The organism is Serratia sp. PL17, assembly GCF_017832355.1.
Lineage (GTDB): Bacteria > Pseudomonadota > Gammaproteobacteria > Enterobacterales > Enterobacteriaceae > Serratia.
This window is the reverse complement of record NZ_JAFIBY010000001.1, coordinates 1,613,810-1,630,686: the sequence shown is the minus strand read 5'-3', so window position 1 is coordinate 1,630,686 and position 16,877 is coordinate 1,613,810. Positions and strand designations below refer to the sequence as shown.

The following is a 16,877-nucleotide window of genomic DNA, read 5'->3' as shown; positions in this document are numbered from 1 at the left end:
GCTGGAGCACGCAAATGATGTTGACGAAAAAGAACAGCGAGGCTCTGGAGAACTTCAGCGAAAAGCTTGAAGTAGAAGGGCGCAGCCTGTGGCAGGATGCCCGTCGCCGCTTTGTGCACAACCGGGCAGCTGTGAGCAGCCTGTTTGTCTTAGCGCTGATTACCCTGTTTGTCATGGTGGCGCCGTGGTTGTCACAGTTTGCCTATGACGATACCGACTGGGCGATGATGTCGGCCGCGCCAAGTTTTGAATCGGGGCATTACTTTGGCACTGACTCATCCGGCCGTGATTTGTTGGTGCGCGTGGCGATTGGTGGGCGTATCTCATTAATGGTTGGCGTATCGGCTGCGCTGGTGGCGGTGATTGTTGGGACACTGTACGGTGCGATGTCCGGTTATCTGGGCGGTAAAATTGACTCGGTCATGATGCGTTTGCTGGAGATCCTCAACTCCTTCCCATTCATGTTCTTCGTGATCCTGTTAGTGACCTTCTTCGGTCAAAACATCCTGCTGATCTTTGTGGCGATCGGCATGGTGTCGTGGCTGGATATGGCGCGTATTGTCCGTGGGCAAACGCTGAGCCTGAAGCGTAAAGAATTTATCGAAGCGGCGTTGGTGTGCGGAGTTTCTAGCCGCAATATCGTGCTGCGCCATATCGTGCCGAACGTGCTCGGTGTCGTGGTGGTCTACGCATCCTTGTTGGTGCCTAGCATGATCCTGTTTGAATCATTCCTTAGCTTCCTTGGATTGGGTACTCAGGAACCCTTAAGCAGTTGGGGGGCATTGCTCAGCGATGGTGCTAACTCGATGGAAGTTTCACCGTGGTTGCTGCTGTTCCCGGCGGGTTTCCTGGTTGTCACTCTGTTCTGTTTCAACTTTATCGGCGATGGCTTGCGTGATGCCCTCGACCCGAAAGATCGTTAAGGAGTGCAATCATGAGCACCATTGAAAATCCACAGTTGCAAACCAGCACCGCCGTTAAATCGTCGCTGTTGCTGGATGTAAAAGATCTGCGTGTGACCTTCGGTACACCGGACGGTGATGTAACCGCAGTAAACGATCTGAACTTTGACCTGCGTGCCGGTGAAACGTTGGGTATCGTGGGGGAGTCTGGCTCAGGTAAATCCCAGACGGCCTTTGCGCTGATGGGGCTTCTGGCCAGCAACGGTCGCATCGGCGGTTCGGCTAAATTTAATGGCCGGGAAATCCTTAACCTTGAGGAAAAACAGCTCAACAAGCTGCGTGCGGAAGAGATTTCGATGATCTTCCAGGATCCAATGACGTCTCTCAACCCTTATATGCGCGTGGGTGAGCAGTTGATGGAAGTGCTGATGCAGCACAAAAAGATGGGCAAAAGCGAAGCCTTCGAAGAGTCCGTTCGCATGCTGGACGCGGTTAAAATGCCGGAAGCACGTAAACGCATGCGTATGTATCCGCATGAGTTTTCCGGTGGCATGCGCCAGCGCGTCATGATCGCCATGGCGTTGCTGTGCCGGCCGAAATTGCTCATTGCCGATGAACCTACTACCGCGCTGGACGTGACCGTGCAAGCGCAGATCATGACGCTGCTGAACGAGCTTAAACGCGAGTTCAACACCGCAATCATCATGATTACCCACGACCTGGGCGTCGTGGCAGGTATCTGCAATAAGGTGCTGGTGATGTACGCCGGTCGGACCATGGAATACGGCAGCGCACGTGATGTGTTCTATCACCCGAGCCATCCGTACTCTATCGGCTTGCTGAATGCAGTACCGCGTCTGGATGCTGAGGGCGAGTCACTGATGACCATTCCTGGCAACCCACCGAACCTGTTACGCCTGCCGAAAGGCTGTCCGTTCCAACCGCGTTGTGCATACGCGATGGCGCAATGTTCGAGCGCTCCACCTCTGGAGCAGTTTGGTGAAGGGCGCCTGCGCGCCTGCTTTAAACCGGTGGAGGCGTTGGTATGAGTACGGTAACCGACAAGAAAGTGTTGCTCGAAGTCGCTGACTTGAAAGTGCACTTCGACATTCATGATGACAAACAGTGGTTCTGGCAGCCACCGAAAACGTTAAAGGCGGTTGATGGCGTAACGCTGCGCCTGTTCGAAGGGGAAACTCTGGGCGTGGTGGGTGAATCTGGTTGCGGCAAGTCAACCTTTGCCCGCGCCATTATCGGTTTGGTCAAAGCCACGAGCGGGCGTGTCGCTTGGTTGGGTAAAGATCTGCTCGGCATGAGCGATATGGATTGGCGGAAAACCCGTAGCGATATTCAGATGATCTTCCAGGATCCGCTGGCTTCGCTGAACCCGCGCATGACGATCGGTGAAATTATCGCAGAGCCTCTGCGTACTTATTATCCGAAAATGCCTCGCCAGGAAGTGAAGGACAAGGTTAAAGCGATGATGTTGAAGGTGGGCCTGCTGCCTAACCTGATCAACCGTTATCCGCATGAGTTCTCTGGCGGCCAGTGTCAGCGTATCGGTATTGCACGCGCCTTGATTCTCGAACCTAAGCTGGTGATCTGCGACGAACCGGTCTCGGCGCTGGACGTGTCGATTCAGGCGCAGGTGGTCAACTTGTTGCAGCAACTGCAGCGTGAAATGGGCCTGTCGCTGATCTTTATCGCGCATGACTTGGCGGTCGTAAAACATATCTCTGATCGCGTGTTGGTCATGTACCTGGGCCATGCGGTGGAACTGGGCACCTATGATGAGGTGTACCATAACCCGCAGCACCCTTACACCAAAGCGTTGATGTCGGCGGTGCCGATTCCAGATCCGGACAAGGAGAAGGACAAGCAGATCCAGTTGTTGGAAGGGGAGCTGCCTTCGCCGATTAACCCGCCATCAGGCTGCGTTTTCCGTACTCGTTGCCCCATCGCCGGGCCGGAATGCGCCAAGACGCGCCCGTTGCTGGAAGGCAGTTTCCGCCATGCGGTGTCCTGCCTCAAGGTCGACCCGCTATAACGCCCGACGTCCGGCAACAAAAAACCCGCCAATATTGGCGGGTTTTTTATGCTGACGTGTGACTCACTCTTTCCACAGAATGTGGCAAAGCTTGTGGTCTTTTTCACGGCAGAGCAGCACGCGGGCAAAGACGTCGTTGATAGGTTCGCCGTCGCTGTCCGCCAGGCCAATCACGACCTCGGCAAAGAAGTCCGGGTTCAGATCAAAGTCTACATGTTCTGACCAGTCTTCTGCCGGATCATACAGTTCTGCGCCACCGCGCTCCTCAAACTGTAAGTTGAACAGCAGAATATCCGCCGGATCCAGATTGTCGCCGGCCAACTCCAAAAAGATGTCGTAAGCCTGTTCCAGCGTTTCGTCTTCAGTAAGGCGGTTATTCAAATCCATAATCAAATCCTGATAACAAATGATTTCTCATTATACCCTATGAATTTCAAGTTGCAGCTAGACAACCCGCTCATTCATCCCCAGCCGCTGACTTTCGTCAGTCACTGGGAAGAGTGAGTGAGTTAACAACGCTGCAGCTTGAAAGGCGACGAGTATAAAACATACCCGCTACGGCATTTATAGCAGCGGGCTGAAAAAGTAAAATAGGCGTTCAACAATGCGGTGCCAGAACGGCCGTTTCTGCCATTCTTTGGCGTTCAATAACTGTGAGCGAGCAATATAGTCATCTTGCACACAGGCTAAATCACTGCCGAAACCGTCGTCGTCGATCACCAATGTGATTTCAAAGTTTAACCACAGACTGCGCATGTCCAGGTTCACCGTGCCAACCAGGCTAAGTTGGCCATCGACCAGTACGCTTTTGGTATGCAGCAAGCCACCTTCAAACTGATAAATACGCACGCCTGCTTCCAGCAGCTCGGAGAAGAAAGAGCGACTTGCCCAGCGCACCATGGTGGAGTCGTTATCGCGTGGAACAATGATACTGACCTCAACACCACGGAGTGCGGCCGTGCAGATGGCATGCAGCAGATCGTCACTGGGTACGAAATAGGGGGTGGTCATGATCAACTGCTCACGCGCTGAGTAAACCGCGGTTAGCAGGGCTTGGTGGATCATTTCTTCCGGGAAGCCGGGGCCGGAGGCGATAACCTGAATGGTATGACCGCTTTCCTGTTCGAACGGCATAATATTGACGTCGGGCGGCGGCGGCAGAATGCGCTTACCGGTTTCAATTTCCCAGTCACAGGCGTAAACGATGCCCATGGTACTGGCTACCGGGCCTTCCATGCGGGCCATCAGATCGATCCACTGACCGACACCGGCGTCCTGTTTGAAGTAACGTGGGTCAACCATATTCATACTGCCGGTATAAGCAATATAGTTGTCGATCAGCACCACTTTACGGTGTTGACGTAAATCCATTCGACGAAGGAATACACGGAACACGTTAACTTTGAGCGCCTCGACCACTTCGATACCGGCGTTGCGCATCATGCCAGGATAGGGACTGCGGAAAAATTGCAAGCTGCCGGCAGAATCCAGCATCAGACGGCAGTGTACACCACGGCGTGCAGCAGCCATCAGTGATTCGGCCACCTGGTCAACCAAGCCGCCGGGCTGCCAAATATAGAACACCATCTCGATATTATGGCGCGCCAGTTCAATATCACGGATTAACGCTTTTAGCGTTGAATCAGTGGTGGTGAGTAATTGGAGTTGGTTGCCTTTAACGCCGTCAATGCCTTGGCGGCGATCGCACAGTTGGAACAGAGGCCGGGCGACCTCGCTGTAGTCGGTGGCGAAGATACGTTGGCTTTCTTTTAATTCACTGAGCCAGCGTGCGGTAGAAGGCCACATCGCCTTGGCGCGCTCCGCGCGACGTTTGCCCAGATGCAACTCACCAAAAGATAAATAAGCCACGATACCAAACAGCGGCAGAATATAGATAACCAGCAGCCAAGCCATCGCGGATGGCACTGCCCGGCGTTTCATCAAGATACGCAGCGTCACCCCGGCGATAAGCAGCCAGTAACCAAATACCATGAGCCAACTGATTACGGTATAAAATGTTGTCATAAAGGCGAAAAATCCCGTTCGCAAACCACCAATGATGAGTGTACGCACAGAATGGTAAAGGCGAAACCTTTTCTCGGCGCTTATGTTGCAAAAATATGATTACCTTAAGGGACTTGCTGCAAATAAAAAAACATTTTGTCCCGGCTGTCCTACCACTCAGCGGAGATGAAAAGCGGCGAACTGTGGCTTGGATCGTGCGGTGAAAGGGCTATAATGCCCGCCGTTGGCATTTGACGGATGAGTAACGAAACGATGAGACGCAGTAGAAATGAGGTGGGGCGCTGGCGGATGTTGCGACAGAGTCAGCGCCGCAGGCATCGCTGGTTGGAGCGCCAGTCATGCAGTAATCGGCATATTATTCGGGTGCGACGCCGCCTGGATGACCAGCACCGGCGTTCATTACTGTTTGTGGTGGCGTACGAGTGGTAAAACAAAACAGTCCCTGAGGGGACTGTTTTGTTTCGTGCGGTAGGGCTTATTTACCCAAATAAGCGTTAAGCATCCAAACCTGCTTTTCTTGCTCTTTGATGTAGTCGCTCATCAGTGAGGCTGTACCTTCATCACCGGCATCCGCGGCCAGTGTCAGCAGCTCGCGTTGCTGTTGCAATAACACTGAATAACCGTGCAGCAGCCCTGTGAGCGTGCCTTTATCATCAGTGACGTTAGTGTCTTCCTTGATGTCAGACGTTTTCAGATAATCGCTGAAGGCATGTCGCGGTTGTGAACCCAGGGTAAGAATACGTTCTGCCAGTTCATCAACTTTGGTCAGCAGATCGTTATAGGTTTCTTCAAATTTGACGTGCAGTTCAAAAAAGTGCGGGCCTGAAATATTCCAGTGATAGCCGCGCACGTTCATATACAGCACCTGATAATTCGCCAGAAGCGCATTTAACGCGTCTGATAGCTTTGCCGATTGTTTACTGTCCAGGCCGATATGGTTTTTCGCTGCTTTCTTCGTCGTTGCCATAATAATCTTCTCCTGATTATTTGTTTCGATGATTCACACAATATCCATAACAAACACAGTAACCGGATTTACCTTGTGGTTAAAGACGTTCAAAGGCATCACTGCCATCGCTGAAACCAATACCGGTAAATCCGTAAAGCAAATTGCCAAATCAGTTTAAGCAGAATGCGTTAACAACAAAAGCGGCTTCGTGCCATTACTTGCGCAAGGCCATTTTTGCCACGCCAGCACCCAACGCCATCAGCAACGCCGCCGCAAACAAAACGACGATGAATGCACGGTCGAAAGCCAGACGCGCAAGGTATTTAAGCTGTGCTGCTTGTTCGGCAGCCAGATTGGCCGCCAATCTTAGGGCTTCATCAATACTGTCGTAGGCGACGCTGCCCACCGATAAATTATCCGGCAGCACCAGGCTATGGCTATAAACAGCCGACATTAATCCACCGAGCAGCGTAATGCCCAGAACGCCGCCCAGTTCGTAGGAGACGTCCTCGATTGATGCTGCCATACCGGACTTCTCTTCCGGGGCATTCAGCATGATGGCGGTTGATGCGGCGGTGATGGCGCCGCCGATACCAAAACCGGCGATAAACAGGCAAACCAACTGCAGCATCAGGTTGCTTTGATAAAGCAGGGCCAGACCGGCGATACCGAATCCCGTCAGGAGTAATCCGCCAAGTATCATGCTGCGCTCACCGTAGCGCGGTAGCAATAAACCGGCCAGCGGGCCAGCCAAAGCGGATGCCAGTGGGATCGGCAGAATAAACAGCGCGGCCTGTAATGGGCTCAAATCAAGCACTAACTGTAGGCGTTGGGTTAGCACCAATTCCACGCCCACTAGCGCTACCATAGACACCAACGCGACGCCTACACCACCAGCAAACAGCCGGTTCTTGAACAAAGAGAAGTCGATCATCGGGTAGGGCAACCGTCGCTGGCGGCGAACAAACAACCACAGCGCCGTAATACCGATCGCGGCGGCAAGCGCCAATGCAGTAAAGGATGGCGACGCTTTGCTCAACTCTTTCAGCGCATAGATACAGCCCACCAAGCCCGCCATGATCTGTACCGACCCAAGAATATCGTAGGGACGCTCAGTTTCACCGCCGCAATGGGGTATCAACCGCCATGCCAGAGGCAGAACCAGCATAACGACAGGTACGTTGATCAAAAACACCGAGCCCCACCAGAAATACTCCAGCAACACGCCGCCAACCACTGGGCCGATGGCGGCACCACCGGAAGCGACGGCGGCCCAAATACCTATCGCCAAGGCGCGTTCACGTTCGTCGGTAAAAACATGTCGGACGATGGACAGCGTCGCTGGCATCATCATCGCTGCGCCTACCGCCAGGAACACGCGGGCGGCAATAAGCCATTCGGCCGATGGAGAAAAGGCCGCACATAGGGAGGCGATGGCAAAAACAGGCAACCCCGCAATAAACAGCCGTTTATGACCAACGCGATCGCTCAACATACCTGCGCCGGGCAATAAACCGGCGACCACGAGCGGATAGGCATTTACGATCCACAATTTCTGTGACGCGCTGGCATCCAGTGCCTGCGTGAGCCGTGGCAAGGCGGTGTATAACACCGTCATGTCGATGATGATCAAAAATAGCGCGCTGGAGATCATTGCCAGGATCAACCAGCGGTTGTTAACGTGCATAATATTATTCCAAAAGAAGCGGGCGACGCGGATGCGTTGCCATTAGGTAACTACCCGGAGGCTCTGGGTGGTATACTGGTCGTAATATATATCCATACGTATGTATTGAAAAGAGGGTTTATCAATGGGACGTCAACGCAGCATCGATCGTGACAAGGTTTTGGATGTGGCTGAAGCGATTGTCGCTACTCAAGGCGCAGCCGGGCTGACCATTGATTCCGTTGCTAAAGCAATGGGAATTTCCAAGGGCGGGGTGCAGTACTGCTTTGGCAGCAAAGATGCGTTGATCGACGCAATGTTTGATCGCTGGGGCAAGGCGTATGACAACGTATTCGATGCTATTGCCGGGGAAAATCCCTCAGCGACAACCACTGTTCAAGCGCATATGCAGGCAACCCGGAGCTCTGATCAAGCTTCCAGCGCGAAGGCGGCAGGGCTGATGGCGACCTTGATCCAAACGCCGGAACATTTAGACAGCACCCGTGAATGGTATCGCAGCAGGATTATCGGTCTGGATTTAACGACCGAAGAGGGTAAGCGTGCCCGGTTGGCTTTCCTGGCAACCGAAGGGGCATTTATGTTGAGATTCTTTGGCCTGATGGACATTGACCAGTCAGAATGGGAAAGCATGTTTGCGGATATGCAGTCAGTGGTATTACAACAGGATAAAAAATAGGAGGGGTTTTGGGGAGTTAACAATTAACGCGGTATGATTTGCCCACCGCGTTAATAATATGATGTTCAGCTATACCGGTATTATTTGTAGGCTACGGCATTGATGGTTTCGAAGGTGGTTTTCCCTTCACGGCCAATAATGACGTAGTACTTGCCGCCTTTTTCATCAACCGCTTTAGACAATCTTGCGTGGTCGATACCCACAGTGTCGTCACCGTCTTGTGAGATGGTAACCGGTCCAATTTCAGTGTGTTTCGCCGCTTCTTCTTTGGTGATTTCGATAGCTGCCATGGAAGAGAAAGAGGCGAATGCCAGTGCTGCCAAGAGATATTTAGTTGCTTTCATCACTGTTCCTTTTGGAAGGTAGAAAGAATCGATAAATTTTGCTCTGACTACGGCTCAAGTGTAGGACAACACGAGGAATATTCCATTCGGCCCAAAAAAGAGGTGGATTTGCCTATCACATCGATAGATGGCGAACCGCGTGGTGAAGAGAGTAACGTTAGCGAACAAGATATTCCCTCGAAGAACCCTTTAGCCAGCCACTCCGTGCTGGCTTTTTTTTGTCCGCAATACAGCGGGAAGGTGATAATGCCTAACCCGCTCAGTGCGACTAAACTAGAATACTTGCTTAAAGGGTTTTACCGTTACGTCAGCATATACGCCCGCGGCGACGTAGGGATCTTGCTTAGCCCACGCTTGTGCATCTGCCAATGAGGCGAATTCCGCAATCACGGTGGAACCGCTGAAACCGGCACTGCCAGGATCGTTGCTGTCGATCGCCGGATTGGGGCCGGCAATCACCAATCGGCCTTCATCACGCAGTGCCTGCAGGCGAGCCAGGTGTGCCGGGCGTACCGACAAGCGATTTTCTAATGAGTTGGGTACGTCTTGCGCGTAGATCAGATAAAGCATGTTTCACCTTTAAAATCATTGCTATAGAACGGTGAATTTAAAGTAGCGCAAAAGGGGAGACAAGGGAATGCCAGCCCGCTGGAATTTGCCTATGGCTGGAGCTTATACCTTGAAGCAACTCGCTTTTATTCGTATAGTGCGGCCGCACGATTTACTAGGACAAGGGTTGAGAGGTGAGGAAATGACGGAACTGGTTAGAGATAAACTCGACTTGCCTGAGGGCAAAAGCAAGTTGCTGTTGCATTCTTGCTGTGCGCCTTGTTCCGGAGAGGTGATGGAAGCCATACAGGCCTCCGGCATCGACTACGCCATTTTCTTCTACAACCCGAATATTCATCCTCAGAAGGAATACCTGCTGCGCAAGGACGAGAACATCCGTTTTGCCGAGCAACATGGTGTGCCTATCATCGATGCCGATTACGACACCGATAACTGGTTTGCCCGTGCAAAAGGCATGGAGCACGAACCGGAACGCGGGATCCGTTGCACCATGTGTTTCGACATGCGTTTTGAACGCACTGCACTCTATGCACATGAAAACGGGTACGACACTATTTCCAGTTCGCTGGGAATCTCTCGCTGGAAGAACATGCAGCAAATCACCGACTGTGGCATACGCGCGGCGGAAAAGTACCCAGACCTGGCGTATTGGGATTACAACTGGCGTAAAAAAGGCGGTGCGTCGCGGATGATCGACATCAGTAAGCGCGAGCGTTTTTATCAGCAAGAGTACTGCGGCTGTGTCTATTCATTACGCGATACCAACTTGCACCGTAAAGCGCAGGGAAGACCGCTGATCAAGTTGGGTGTGCTGTATTACGGTGATGAAGAATAGCGTTACATTGGTGAAAAATAACCCGCTAAGGCGGGTTTTTTCGTTTTAATCACCGTAAATCAGGTTAATAAAGCGTGTAAAACCCTCAGTTAAAAGGCAAATGAAAGGTTAATATCCCCATGAGTTTGCAGGTTTTAGCGATGATTAATGACGATTAGAGCGATAGTTTGCCATTCGTTATTGAATATGATTGCTATTTGCATTTAAACTTGGCGAACCAGAGGAAACAGAATCATTATGCCGCTAAAAAAGATGTTCCTTAATCGCCGTTTGTCCGTGCCGATTGTCCTGTCAGTTGGCTTACATAGCGCCCTGGTGGCGGGTTTACTTTATGCTTCCGTCAAGGAAGTGATGGAGTTACCGAAACCTGAAGAGGCGCCAATCAGCGTCATGATGGTCAATACCGCCGCGATGGCGGAGCCGCCACCGCCTGCGCCAGCCGAACCTGAGCCAGAACCGCAGGTTGAGCCTGAACCCGAGCCGGAACCGGAGCCTATTCCAGAGCCGCCACCGAAGGCGATCCTGAAGCCTGAGCCGGTGAAACCCAAACCGAAGCCAAAACCGAAGCCAAAGGTAGAGAAAACGGTTAAGCGTGAACCGCAGAAAACCGAGCCGCGTGAGCCATCGCCGTTTGAAAATAACGAGCCAGCCAAGCCTATCGACAAAGCGCCGGTGAAGCAGGCCCCGTCGGCACCAGTGCAGGGGAACTCACGTGATGTAGGGCCAAGGCCGATCAGCCGCGCCGATCCGATTTATCCGCCACGAGCCAGAGCCTTGCAGATTGAAGGTAATGTGCGGGTGCAGTTTGATATCGACAGTGATGGCCGTGTGAGCAACGTACGTATCCTGTCTGCGGAACCACGTAATATGTTTGAGCGTGAAGTAAAACAGGCGCTGCGTAAGTGGCGTTATGAAGCCAAAGAAGCGAAAGATCGTACCGTAAACATTCGCTTTAAAATTAATGGCACCACGGAATTGAACTGACAGGCTGGTATTGTTAATCAAGATGAAGGGTCGCTACGGCGGCCCTTTTTGTTGGCCCCTGACCGACAACACACGGCGACTGTACTGTCGCTACAATGCAAAACGCCCGATGAAGTTCATCGGGCGTTATAAGGCTGGAAAGTGTTAACCAAAATCAGGGCTAGCCACTGTATCTCAGCTTATTCTTCAAATCCTACGCGGAAGTTCATCTTGCCATCTGGCAGGGCACGTGAATTACCTTCGTCATCCACGGCCACATAGGTAAATACCGCTTCGGTTGCACGGTAGCGCTGACCGATTGGGGCAGAGGACACTTTCTTGACCCACACTTCGATATTGATGGTGATGGAGCTCCGCCCAGTGCGAATGCAGTGCGCGTAGCAACACACCACGTCACCGACTGCGACTGGTTTCAGAAAAGTCATCCCATCGACACGCACGGTGACGACGCGGCCTTCGGCAATTTCTTTCGCCTGAATAGCGCCGCCGATGTCCATCTGCGACATCAGCCAGCCGCCAAAAATGTCACCGTTGGCGTTGGTATCTGCCGGCATCGCCAGCGTTCGCAGCACCATTTCGCCACTGGGTAAAGGTCGTTGTTGAGTCATAGCTGTCTGCTTATCAAGGAAGGGATTTCACTATACTGCCCGTAGCCAAGGCCACGGGCATTAACAATTTTGTAACTATTTTTTCTGTTCTTCTGGCATGTGTCGGTAAATATAAACGCCGCTGAGGAGGGTAAATATCAGCGTCAGTGCGGTCAACCCGAACACTTTAAAGTTAACCCACACACTCTGAGGCAGCCAGAAAGCAACGTAAATATTTGCCAGACCGCAAGCCAGGAAGAATACGGCCCATGCCAGGTTGAGGTTGTTCCAGACTCTATCGGGAAGTGTTATCTCTTTACCCAGCATACGTTGAACCAGCGGCTTTTTGAGCACCAGCTGGCTGATCAGCAACGCCAGCGCGAACAGGCTGTAGATGATGGTTACTTTCCATTTGATAAACAAATCGTTATGGAACACCAACGTCAGGGTGCCAAACACCAATACCATCAGGAAGGTGATCAATGTCATCTTCTCGATTTTGCGGTATTTGAACCAGGTGAACACTAACGCCAGTGCCGTGGCGACAATCAGCGCACCTGACGCAACGTAGATATCGTAGAGCTTATAAAATGCAAAAAAGACAATTAACGGGAGGAAATCAAGAAACTGCTTCATAAATCAATCCATCATCTGTTCATCGGCCGACTATACCGGATTTGGCGGTCTCTGTGTACCGCTGGAAAGTGCTGATTATCGGCGTTTAGCCACGGGATTTCCGCCGTGAAAGCAGGAATTTGCATAAACTTACGATTGAGGTCGCGAGTTCACGGTGGGCAGATTGCCAATGCGGCATTGGCATCGCATGATACGCGCAATAATAGCCGGATAATTTATAACGGAAAACAGTTTATGCAGTGGAAATCTCTCCAGGCGCTAACGCCTGGTTTGACGCATTTATTAGGGTATCAACGCAGTTGGCTTAAACCGGACATACGCGCCGGACTATCCGTTGCGGCTGTGGCCTTGCCGGTGGCGATTGCCTATGCCGAATTGGCAGGTGTTAGCCCAGTCGTCGGGCTTTACTCATGTATTTTACCGATGGTTGCCTACGCATTTTTCGGATCCTCACGTCAGCTTATTGTCGGGCCAGACGCTGCGACGTGTGCGGTGATTGCCGCTGTTGTGACCCCGTTGGCGGCTGGCAACATGGAACGACACTGGCAATTGACCATTATGATGACGGCGATGATGGGCGCCTGGTGCCTATTGGCCAGCCGCTTCAAGTTGGGTGCGTTAGCCGATTTGCTCTCACGGCCGATACTGAGTGGGTTGTTGAACGGCGTGGCGATTACCATCATGGTCGATCAAATCGGCAAAGTGTTCGGTTTTGGTGTGCACTCGGCGCAATTGATTGAACGTATCTATGCGCTGCCGGGCAATGTGATGCACAGCGATTGGCTGACGATGTCGGTATCGTTGTTGACGTTAGTTACGCTGATCGGGTTCAAGAAATGGCGCCCTAACTGGCCAGCGCCGTTATTCGCTATCGTTCTGGTCACCTTTGTGACCTGGGCTGGTGGATTGCAACAACATGGTGTGGTGACGGTAGGGGGATTCAGTGATGTGTTGCCTATCGTACAGTGGCCAGATTTCCAACCGGGTTTACTGCGTGACATGGTCATTCCGGCGCTTAACCTCGCGGTGGTGAGCTTTGTCAGTATGATGCTGACCGCCCGTAGTTTTGCAGCCAAGAACGGTTACGAGGTTAACGCCGACGCGGAGTTCCGTGCGCTCGGGTTGGTGAATATTGTTTCTGCGCTGTCTCAAGGGTTCGCCATCAGCGGGGCGGATTCGCGTACTGCGGTCAATGATGCTAACGGTGGTAAAAGTCAGTTGGTATCAATCATTGCTGCCGCTGTGATTGCCTTCGTGTTGCTGTTTCTGATGGCGCCGTTGCAGTTTATTCCTGTGGCGGGTTTGGGTGTGGTGCTGATGTATGCTGCTTGGTCTCTGCTGGATATCCGCGGTATCTGGGTCATGCGTCGCCGTAACGCCCAGGCATTCAGGTTGGCGATGTTTACCTTCCTCTGCGTACTGCTGGTCGGGGTGATAAGTGGCATTGGGTTGGCGGTATTACTGGGTTTGATGCAGTTTCTGCGCACGGTCTTCCGCCCGACCGAACAGCTCCTGGGGGTTAATGATGAAGGTATGATCCACTCAATGGGCAACAATAACGGCATAAAGGCGGTGCCCGGGGTGATGATGTACCGCTTCAATTCGCCGCTGACTTACTTCAACGTGGCCTATTTCAAACGGCGGATCCTTAACCTGGTGGACAGCACGCCGTTTCAGCCGCGTTGGGTCGTTGTGGATGCTGTCGCCAGTTTTACCCATGCGGATATCAGTGTATTGGCCGCGATCGACGAATTGAAACGCGATCTGTTACAGCGTAACGTTAAGTTGGTGCTGGCGGGGCGGCGAACCGAATTGACACGTTGGTTCCGTATCAATCGCCTGGGGCGCGATCGGGAATTAATCCTGGTGCCGGATTTGTACCTGGCCCTGAAGTTAATTCAGAGCAAGGAGCAGGCAGAGCCTTCTACGGCCCAGTAAGCAAAAAAGGCACGCCGAAGCGTGCCTTTTAGGTCCTGCCGAAAGGTTAGCTGCGCAGCAGCATATACAGACGGAACAGGTAAATCAGCAGCAGTGCGGAAACCAGGTTGCTCAGCGCAGTCAGTACTACGCTCGCGACGTTTGGCGTCAGCACCGAAAGGTGGCTCACCAAAAACAGCACCAGCAGTTTTGCCGCCAGCCAGAGCATCATGGCTGGAACAATTACGCGCGCATTGGCAAATGCCAACTTGCAACTCAGCTTAATCGAGGCAAAGACGCCTTTCTTCTCGGTAGCGGTAATGACCGGCGCTAACGAGAAGGCGATTGCCATGATCACGCCAGGCACGACAAATAGCGTCAGGCCCAGTTGAGTCAACAACGTACAGATAAACAGCAGCAGCAGCAGACGCGGTAGCTCCGGTGCAGAAGCACCAATAGCACGCAATGCGCTGATACGCTGCTCCTGGGAAACCAGGCGAATCAGCGTCAACATCCCACCTACCAGCAACACATTACCCACTAATGCAGAAAACGTGGCGGCGGCTGAGACCTTCAATAACACCATTTGTTGCTCTGGCGTCATTTGTTGAATGATTTCCTGGATCCCCATACCGGCAGATGCAGCAAAGTCACCTTCCGTTGCGCTCAGAATTTTCAGCTGTTCAACGTCAGGACTGAAAGCCTGATTGAGCAATACAGAAATGAACGCAGTCAACAGCGCCAGCATCAAGATGCTGGTCAGTTGGTTACGGAAAAAATTGAAACTGTCACGGTACAACGTGTTGGCCGTGATAGGCATGCAGACTCCTTGGCATCGAGAAACAGAGATAAATCAAAATCAGTGGGCGATTGTACCCTGTTCCACGTCGCTGTGGCACCCCGCGAATTGCACTACGGCTATTTCTTCGTCGATCGTGACGCTCGGCAAAGACAGCGGCAGGGGAACGGGCAATGGCGGCAGGCCATAACGTTCACGGGCGCGATCGCACGCTTCGTTACGTAGGCCGTTTTCGCCTGATTGGTCGAATTCGCGACAGGGGGTGGGACGATTAAGGTAAATCGAGCAAGAAACGGCTTTGCCGATTTCGCCGTCGAGTGCGGTACAACGTGGGGACTTGCTGTTGGTCCCCTGCATACAGCGCAAGAAGGGGGTTAGCGGCTCAGTAAGGGATATAGGAACCACGCCGCCGCCATCTTCCGCTTCGGCCCAATAGAATGATACTCGAAAATAGCCGCAGCACGCGCCGCAACTGACACAGGGATTTAGAATTTCGCTCATCTTGATTGCTCGCCGACTCCTTACGGCACCAACCAAAACCAACACGGAAGATGAAATTACGCAGCGGCGTTTTTTTTAGCAACTGAAATTTAAACATGTGGATAATTTGCAACAAAAGGCGTTTTTTGATTCAGATCAATCCTTGATTTATTAGTCCTTTAGGTAACCTTGTTTTTAGTAGGAATTAAAACTTTTACACATAAGATGTGATCTCGATGGGATCATAAATACCCGTAAGTAGGTATATTCCCCCTGGATGATAACCACACAAATGGAATGGATAATGAAAAAGACAACTCTGGTGGTATTGGCGGCGATGATGGCGCCGATGTTGGCAAGTGCACATCAGGCAGGTGATTTTCTTTTCCGCGCTGGCGCTGCAACGGTGCGGCCAAATGCCGGATCGGACGACGTATTGGGGCAGGGCTCATTCAGCGCCGATAACAACACCCAACTTGGCCTGACCTTCGGCTATATGGTTACCGACAATATTGGTGTCGAATTGTTGGCAGCAACGCCGTTTCGTCACAAGGTCGGGCTGAATGGTTCGGCAGTGAACGGTGATATCGCGACGGTACGTGATCTCCCCCCGAGCTTGATGGCACAGTACTATTTTGGCGACAAGCAAGACAAACTGCGTCCCTATCTTGGACTGGGTGTTAACTACACCACTTTCTTTGATGAAAAATTCAATGACAACGGTAAAGGTGCTGGGCTGAGCAACCTGAGTCTCAAAGATTCTTGGGGCGTGGCTGCGCAAGCGGGCCTGGATTACAACCTGGATGAACACTGGATGCTGAACATGTCAGTGTGGTGGATGAACATCGAGACCAAAACCCGCTTTGACGATGCGGACGGTAATCACCACAGCATTGATACGCGTTTGGATCCGTGGGTGTTTATGTTCGGGGCAGGTTATCGCTTCTGACAGGTGTGAAACAGGGAGGCGCATGTTGCGCCTCCGTTTTTTTATCGCTACTTGATTTGCATAACGTTATCAACGGATTTCACACCCGCAACACCACGCGTGACCTGCACAGCGCGGTTGGCATCGGCGCTTGAGCTAACAAAGCCACTCAGTTGTACACGACCTTTAAAGGTCTCAACGCTGATTTCGGTAGACTTGATGGTTTTATCCGCCAGCAGTGCTGACTTCACCTTGGTAGTCACTACCGTATCGTCAATATAACCGCCAGTCCCTTCAGATTTCGCTGTTGGCGCGCAGGCACTCACTGCGAATGCCACAACGGCTGCCATGCATAAGGCTGAAAGGGTTTTAAATAGCTTCATAAATTACTCTCCATGCAATGTTATTGTTGAAACTACATTCGGGTTTTCACCTGAAAACGTAACGCACTCCTAAAAATACTGAAATGCCCGACGCGCAAGGTTAAGTGTGAGACAAGAATTGGGTTTGT

20 protein-coding genes are annotated in these 16,877 nt (G+C 52.0%); 9 read left to right on the top strand and 11 right to left on the bottom strand.

Annotation, left to right across the window (positions count from 1 at the left end):
- Window positions 1-14 precede the first annotated feature (14 nt).
- From oppC to oppF, 3 genes are read left to right on the top strand one after another with little or no spacing between them, the layout of a single operon-like run.
- On the top strand, window positions 15-923 hold the full coding sequence (gene oppC / locus JOE25_RS07820; RefSeq protein ID WP_209633874.1) for an oligopeptide ABC transporter permease OppC: 909 nt from the start codon (window positions 15-17) through the stop codon (window positions 921-923).
- Window positions 924-934: 11 nt separating this feature from the next.
- The gene (locus tag JOE25_RS07815; RefSeq protein ID WP_209633872.1) at window positions 935-1,951 is read left to right on the top strand and encodes an ABC transporter ATP-binding protein; all 1,017 of its coding nucleotides are present in this window, start codon (window positions 935-937) and stop codon (window positions 1,949-1,951) included.
- Entirely contained in the window at window positions 1,948-2,949 is a 1,002-nt protein-coding gene (gene oppF, locus JOE25_RS07810) for a murein tripeptide/oligopeptide ABC transporter ATP binding protein OppF (protein WP_209633870.1), read from the top strand. Before JOE25_RS07815 ends, oppF begins: the two co-directional genes overlap by 4 nt.
- Before the next feature lie 63 nt (window positions 2,950-3,012).
- Here oppF and JOE25_RS07805 read toward each other — a convergent pair whose 3' ends face one another.
- Window positions 3,013-3,336, bottom strand: a complete 324-nt coding sequence (locus JOE25_RS07805) for an HI1450 family dsDNA-mimic protein (RefSeq protein ID WP_004945300.1) — start codon at window positions 3,334-3,336, stop codon at window positions 3,013-3,015.
- Between the two features lie 177 nt (window positions 3,337-3,513).
- Entirely contained in the window at window positions 3,514-4,974 is a 1,461-nt protein-coding gene (gene cls / locus JOE25_RS07800; protein ID WP_209633868.1) for a cardiolipin synthase, read from the bottom strand.
- A 252-nt stretch (window positions 4,975-5,226) separates the two neighbouring features.
- Between cls and JOE25_RS07795 the strand changes: the two genes are divergently transcribed.
- On the top strand, window positions 5,227-5,403 hold the full coding sequence (locus JOE25_RS07795; RefSeq protein ID WP_071593055.1) for a YciY family protein: 177 nt from the start codon (window positions 5,227-5,229) through the stop codon (window positions 5,401-5,403).
- A gap of 46 nt (window positions 5,404-5,449) precedes the next feature.
- Here the strand turns inward: JOE25_RS07795 and JOE25_RS07790 are convergent, their stop codons facing one another.
- Both JOE25_RS07790 and JOE25_RS07785 read right to left on the bottom strand, forming a co-directional pair.
- Window positions 5,450-5,941 (bottom strand): Dps family protein, encoded by a 492-nt coding sequence (locus JOE25_RS07790; protein ID WP_209633867.1) that lies wholly within the window; start codon window positions 5,939-5,941, stop codon window positions 5,450-5,452.
- Between the two features lie 196 nt (window positions 5,942-6,137).
- Window positions 6,138-7,610 (bottom strand): MFS transporter, encoded by a 1,473-nt coding sequence (locus JOE25_RS07785; protein ID WP_209633865.1) that lies wholly within the window; start codon window positions 7,608-7,610, stop codon window positions 6,138-6,140.
- A gap of 124 nt (window positions 7,611-7,734) precedes the next feature.
- On the opposite strand from JOE25_RS07785, the gene JOE25_RS07780 reads away from it, so the two are divergent.
- Window positions 7,735-8,286 carry a TetR/AcrR family transcriptional regulator gene (locus JOE25_RS07780; protein WP_209633862.1) on the top strand — a complete coding sequence of 184 codons (552 nt, stop codon included), beginning with the start codon at window positions 7,735-7,737 and terminating at the stop codon, window positions 8,284-8,286.
- Between the two features lie 80 nt (window positions 8,287-8,366).
- Here JOE25_RS07780 and JOE25_RS07775 read toward each other — a convergent pair whose 3' ends face one another.
- Both JOE25_RS07775 and JOE25_RS07770 read right to left on the bottom strand, forming a co-directional pair.
- On the bottom strand, window positions 8,367-8,630 hold the full coding sequence (locus JOE25_RS07775; protein ID WP_209633860.1) for a DUF1471 domain-containing protein: 264 nt from the start codon (window positions 8,628-8,630) through the stop codon (window positions 8,367-8,369).
- 273 nt (window positions 8,631-8,903) lie between these two features.
- A complete protein-coding gene (locus JOE25_RS07770) occupies window positions 8,904-9,200 on the bottom strand; it encodes a YciI family protein (protein WP_209633858.1) in 297 nt (98 codons plus the stop codon).
- A gap of 181 nt (window positions 9,201-9,381) precedes the next feature.
- On the opposite strand from JOE25_RS07770, the gene JOE25_RS07765 reads away from it, so the two are divergent.
- Both JOE25_RS07765 and tonB read left to right on the top strand, forming a co-directional pair.
- Complete coding sequence (locus JOE25_RS07765) at window positions 9,382-10,035, top strand: epoxyqueuosine reductase QueH (RefSeq protein WP_209633856.1); 654 nt, start codon at window positions 9,382-9,384, stop codon at window positions 10,033-10,035.
- Between the two features lie 237 nt (window positions 10,036-10,272).
- Entirely contained in the window at window positions 10,273-11,019 is a 747-nt protein-coding gene (gene tonB, locus JOE25_RS07760; protein ID WP_209633854.1) for a TonB system transport protein TonB, read from the top strand.
- 179 nt (window positions 11,020-11,198) lie between these two features.
- On the opposite strand, the gene yciA is transcribed toward tonB, so the two are convergent.
- Both yciA and JOE25_RS07750 read right to left on the bottom strand, forming a co-directional pair.
- Entirely contained in the window at window positions 11,199-11,627 is a 429-nt protein-coding gene (gene yciA / locus JOE25_RS07755) for an acyl-CoA thioester hydrolase YciA (RefSeq protein ID WP_012145405.1), read from the bottom strand.
- Window positions 11,628-11,702: 75 nt separating this feature from the next.
- Entirely contained in the window at window positions 11,703-12,242 is a 540-nt protein-coding gene (locus JOE25_RS07750; protein WP_037415874.1) for a septation protein A, read from the bottom strand.
- A gap of 234 nt (window positions 12,243-12,476) precedes the next feature.
- Between JOE25_RS07750 and JOE25_RS07745 the strand changes: the two genes are divergently transcribed.
- Window positions 12,477-14,180: a SulP family inorganic anion transporter gene (locus JOE25_RS07745; RefSeq protein ID WP_209633851.1), complete on the top strand. Its 1,704-nt coding sequence runs from the start codon at window positions 12,477-12,479 to the stop codon at window positions 14,178-14,180.
- 46 nt (window positions 14,181-14,226) lie between these two features.
- Here JOE25_RS07745 and JOE25_RS07740 read toward each other — a convergent pair whose 3' ends face one another.
- Together JOE25_RS07740 and JOE25_RS07735 are read right to left on the bottom strand one after the other, a co-directional pair.
- Entirely contained in the window at window positions 14,227-14,979 is a 753-nt protein-coding gene (locus JOE25_RS07740; protein WP_209633849.1) for a YciC family protein, read from the bottom strand.
- 39 nt (window positions 14,980-15,018) lie between these two features.
- The gene (locus tag JOE25_RS07735) at window positions 15,019-15,459 is read right to left on the bottom strand and encodes a YkgJ family cysteine cluster protein (RefSeq protein WP_209633847.1); all 441 of its coding nucleotides are present in this window, start codon (window positions 15,457-15,459) and stop codon (window positions 15,019-15,021) included.
- A gap of 283 nt (window positions 15,460-15,742) precedes the next feature.
- Between JOE25_RS07735 and ompW the strand changes: the two genes are divergently transcribed.
- The gene (gene ompW / locus JOE25_RS07730) at window positions 15,743-16,387 is read left to right on the top strand and encodes an outer membrane protein OmpW (protein ID WP_115185164.1); all 645 of its coding nucleotides are present in this window, start codon (window positions 15,743-15,745) and stop codon (window positions 16,385-16,387) included.
- A gap of 47 nt (window positions 16,388-16,434) precedes the next feature.
- On the opposite strand, the gene JOE25_RS07725 is transcribed toward ompW, so the two are convergent.
- Window positions 16,435-16,749 carry a BON domain-containing protein gene (locus tag JOE25_RS07725; protein ID WP_209633845.1) on the bottom strand — a complete coding sequence of 105 codons (315 nt, stop codon included), beginning with the start codon at window positions 16,747-16,749 and terminating at the stop codon, window positions 16,435-16,437.
- Window positions 16,750-16,877: the final 128 nt, after the last annotated feature.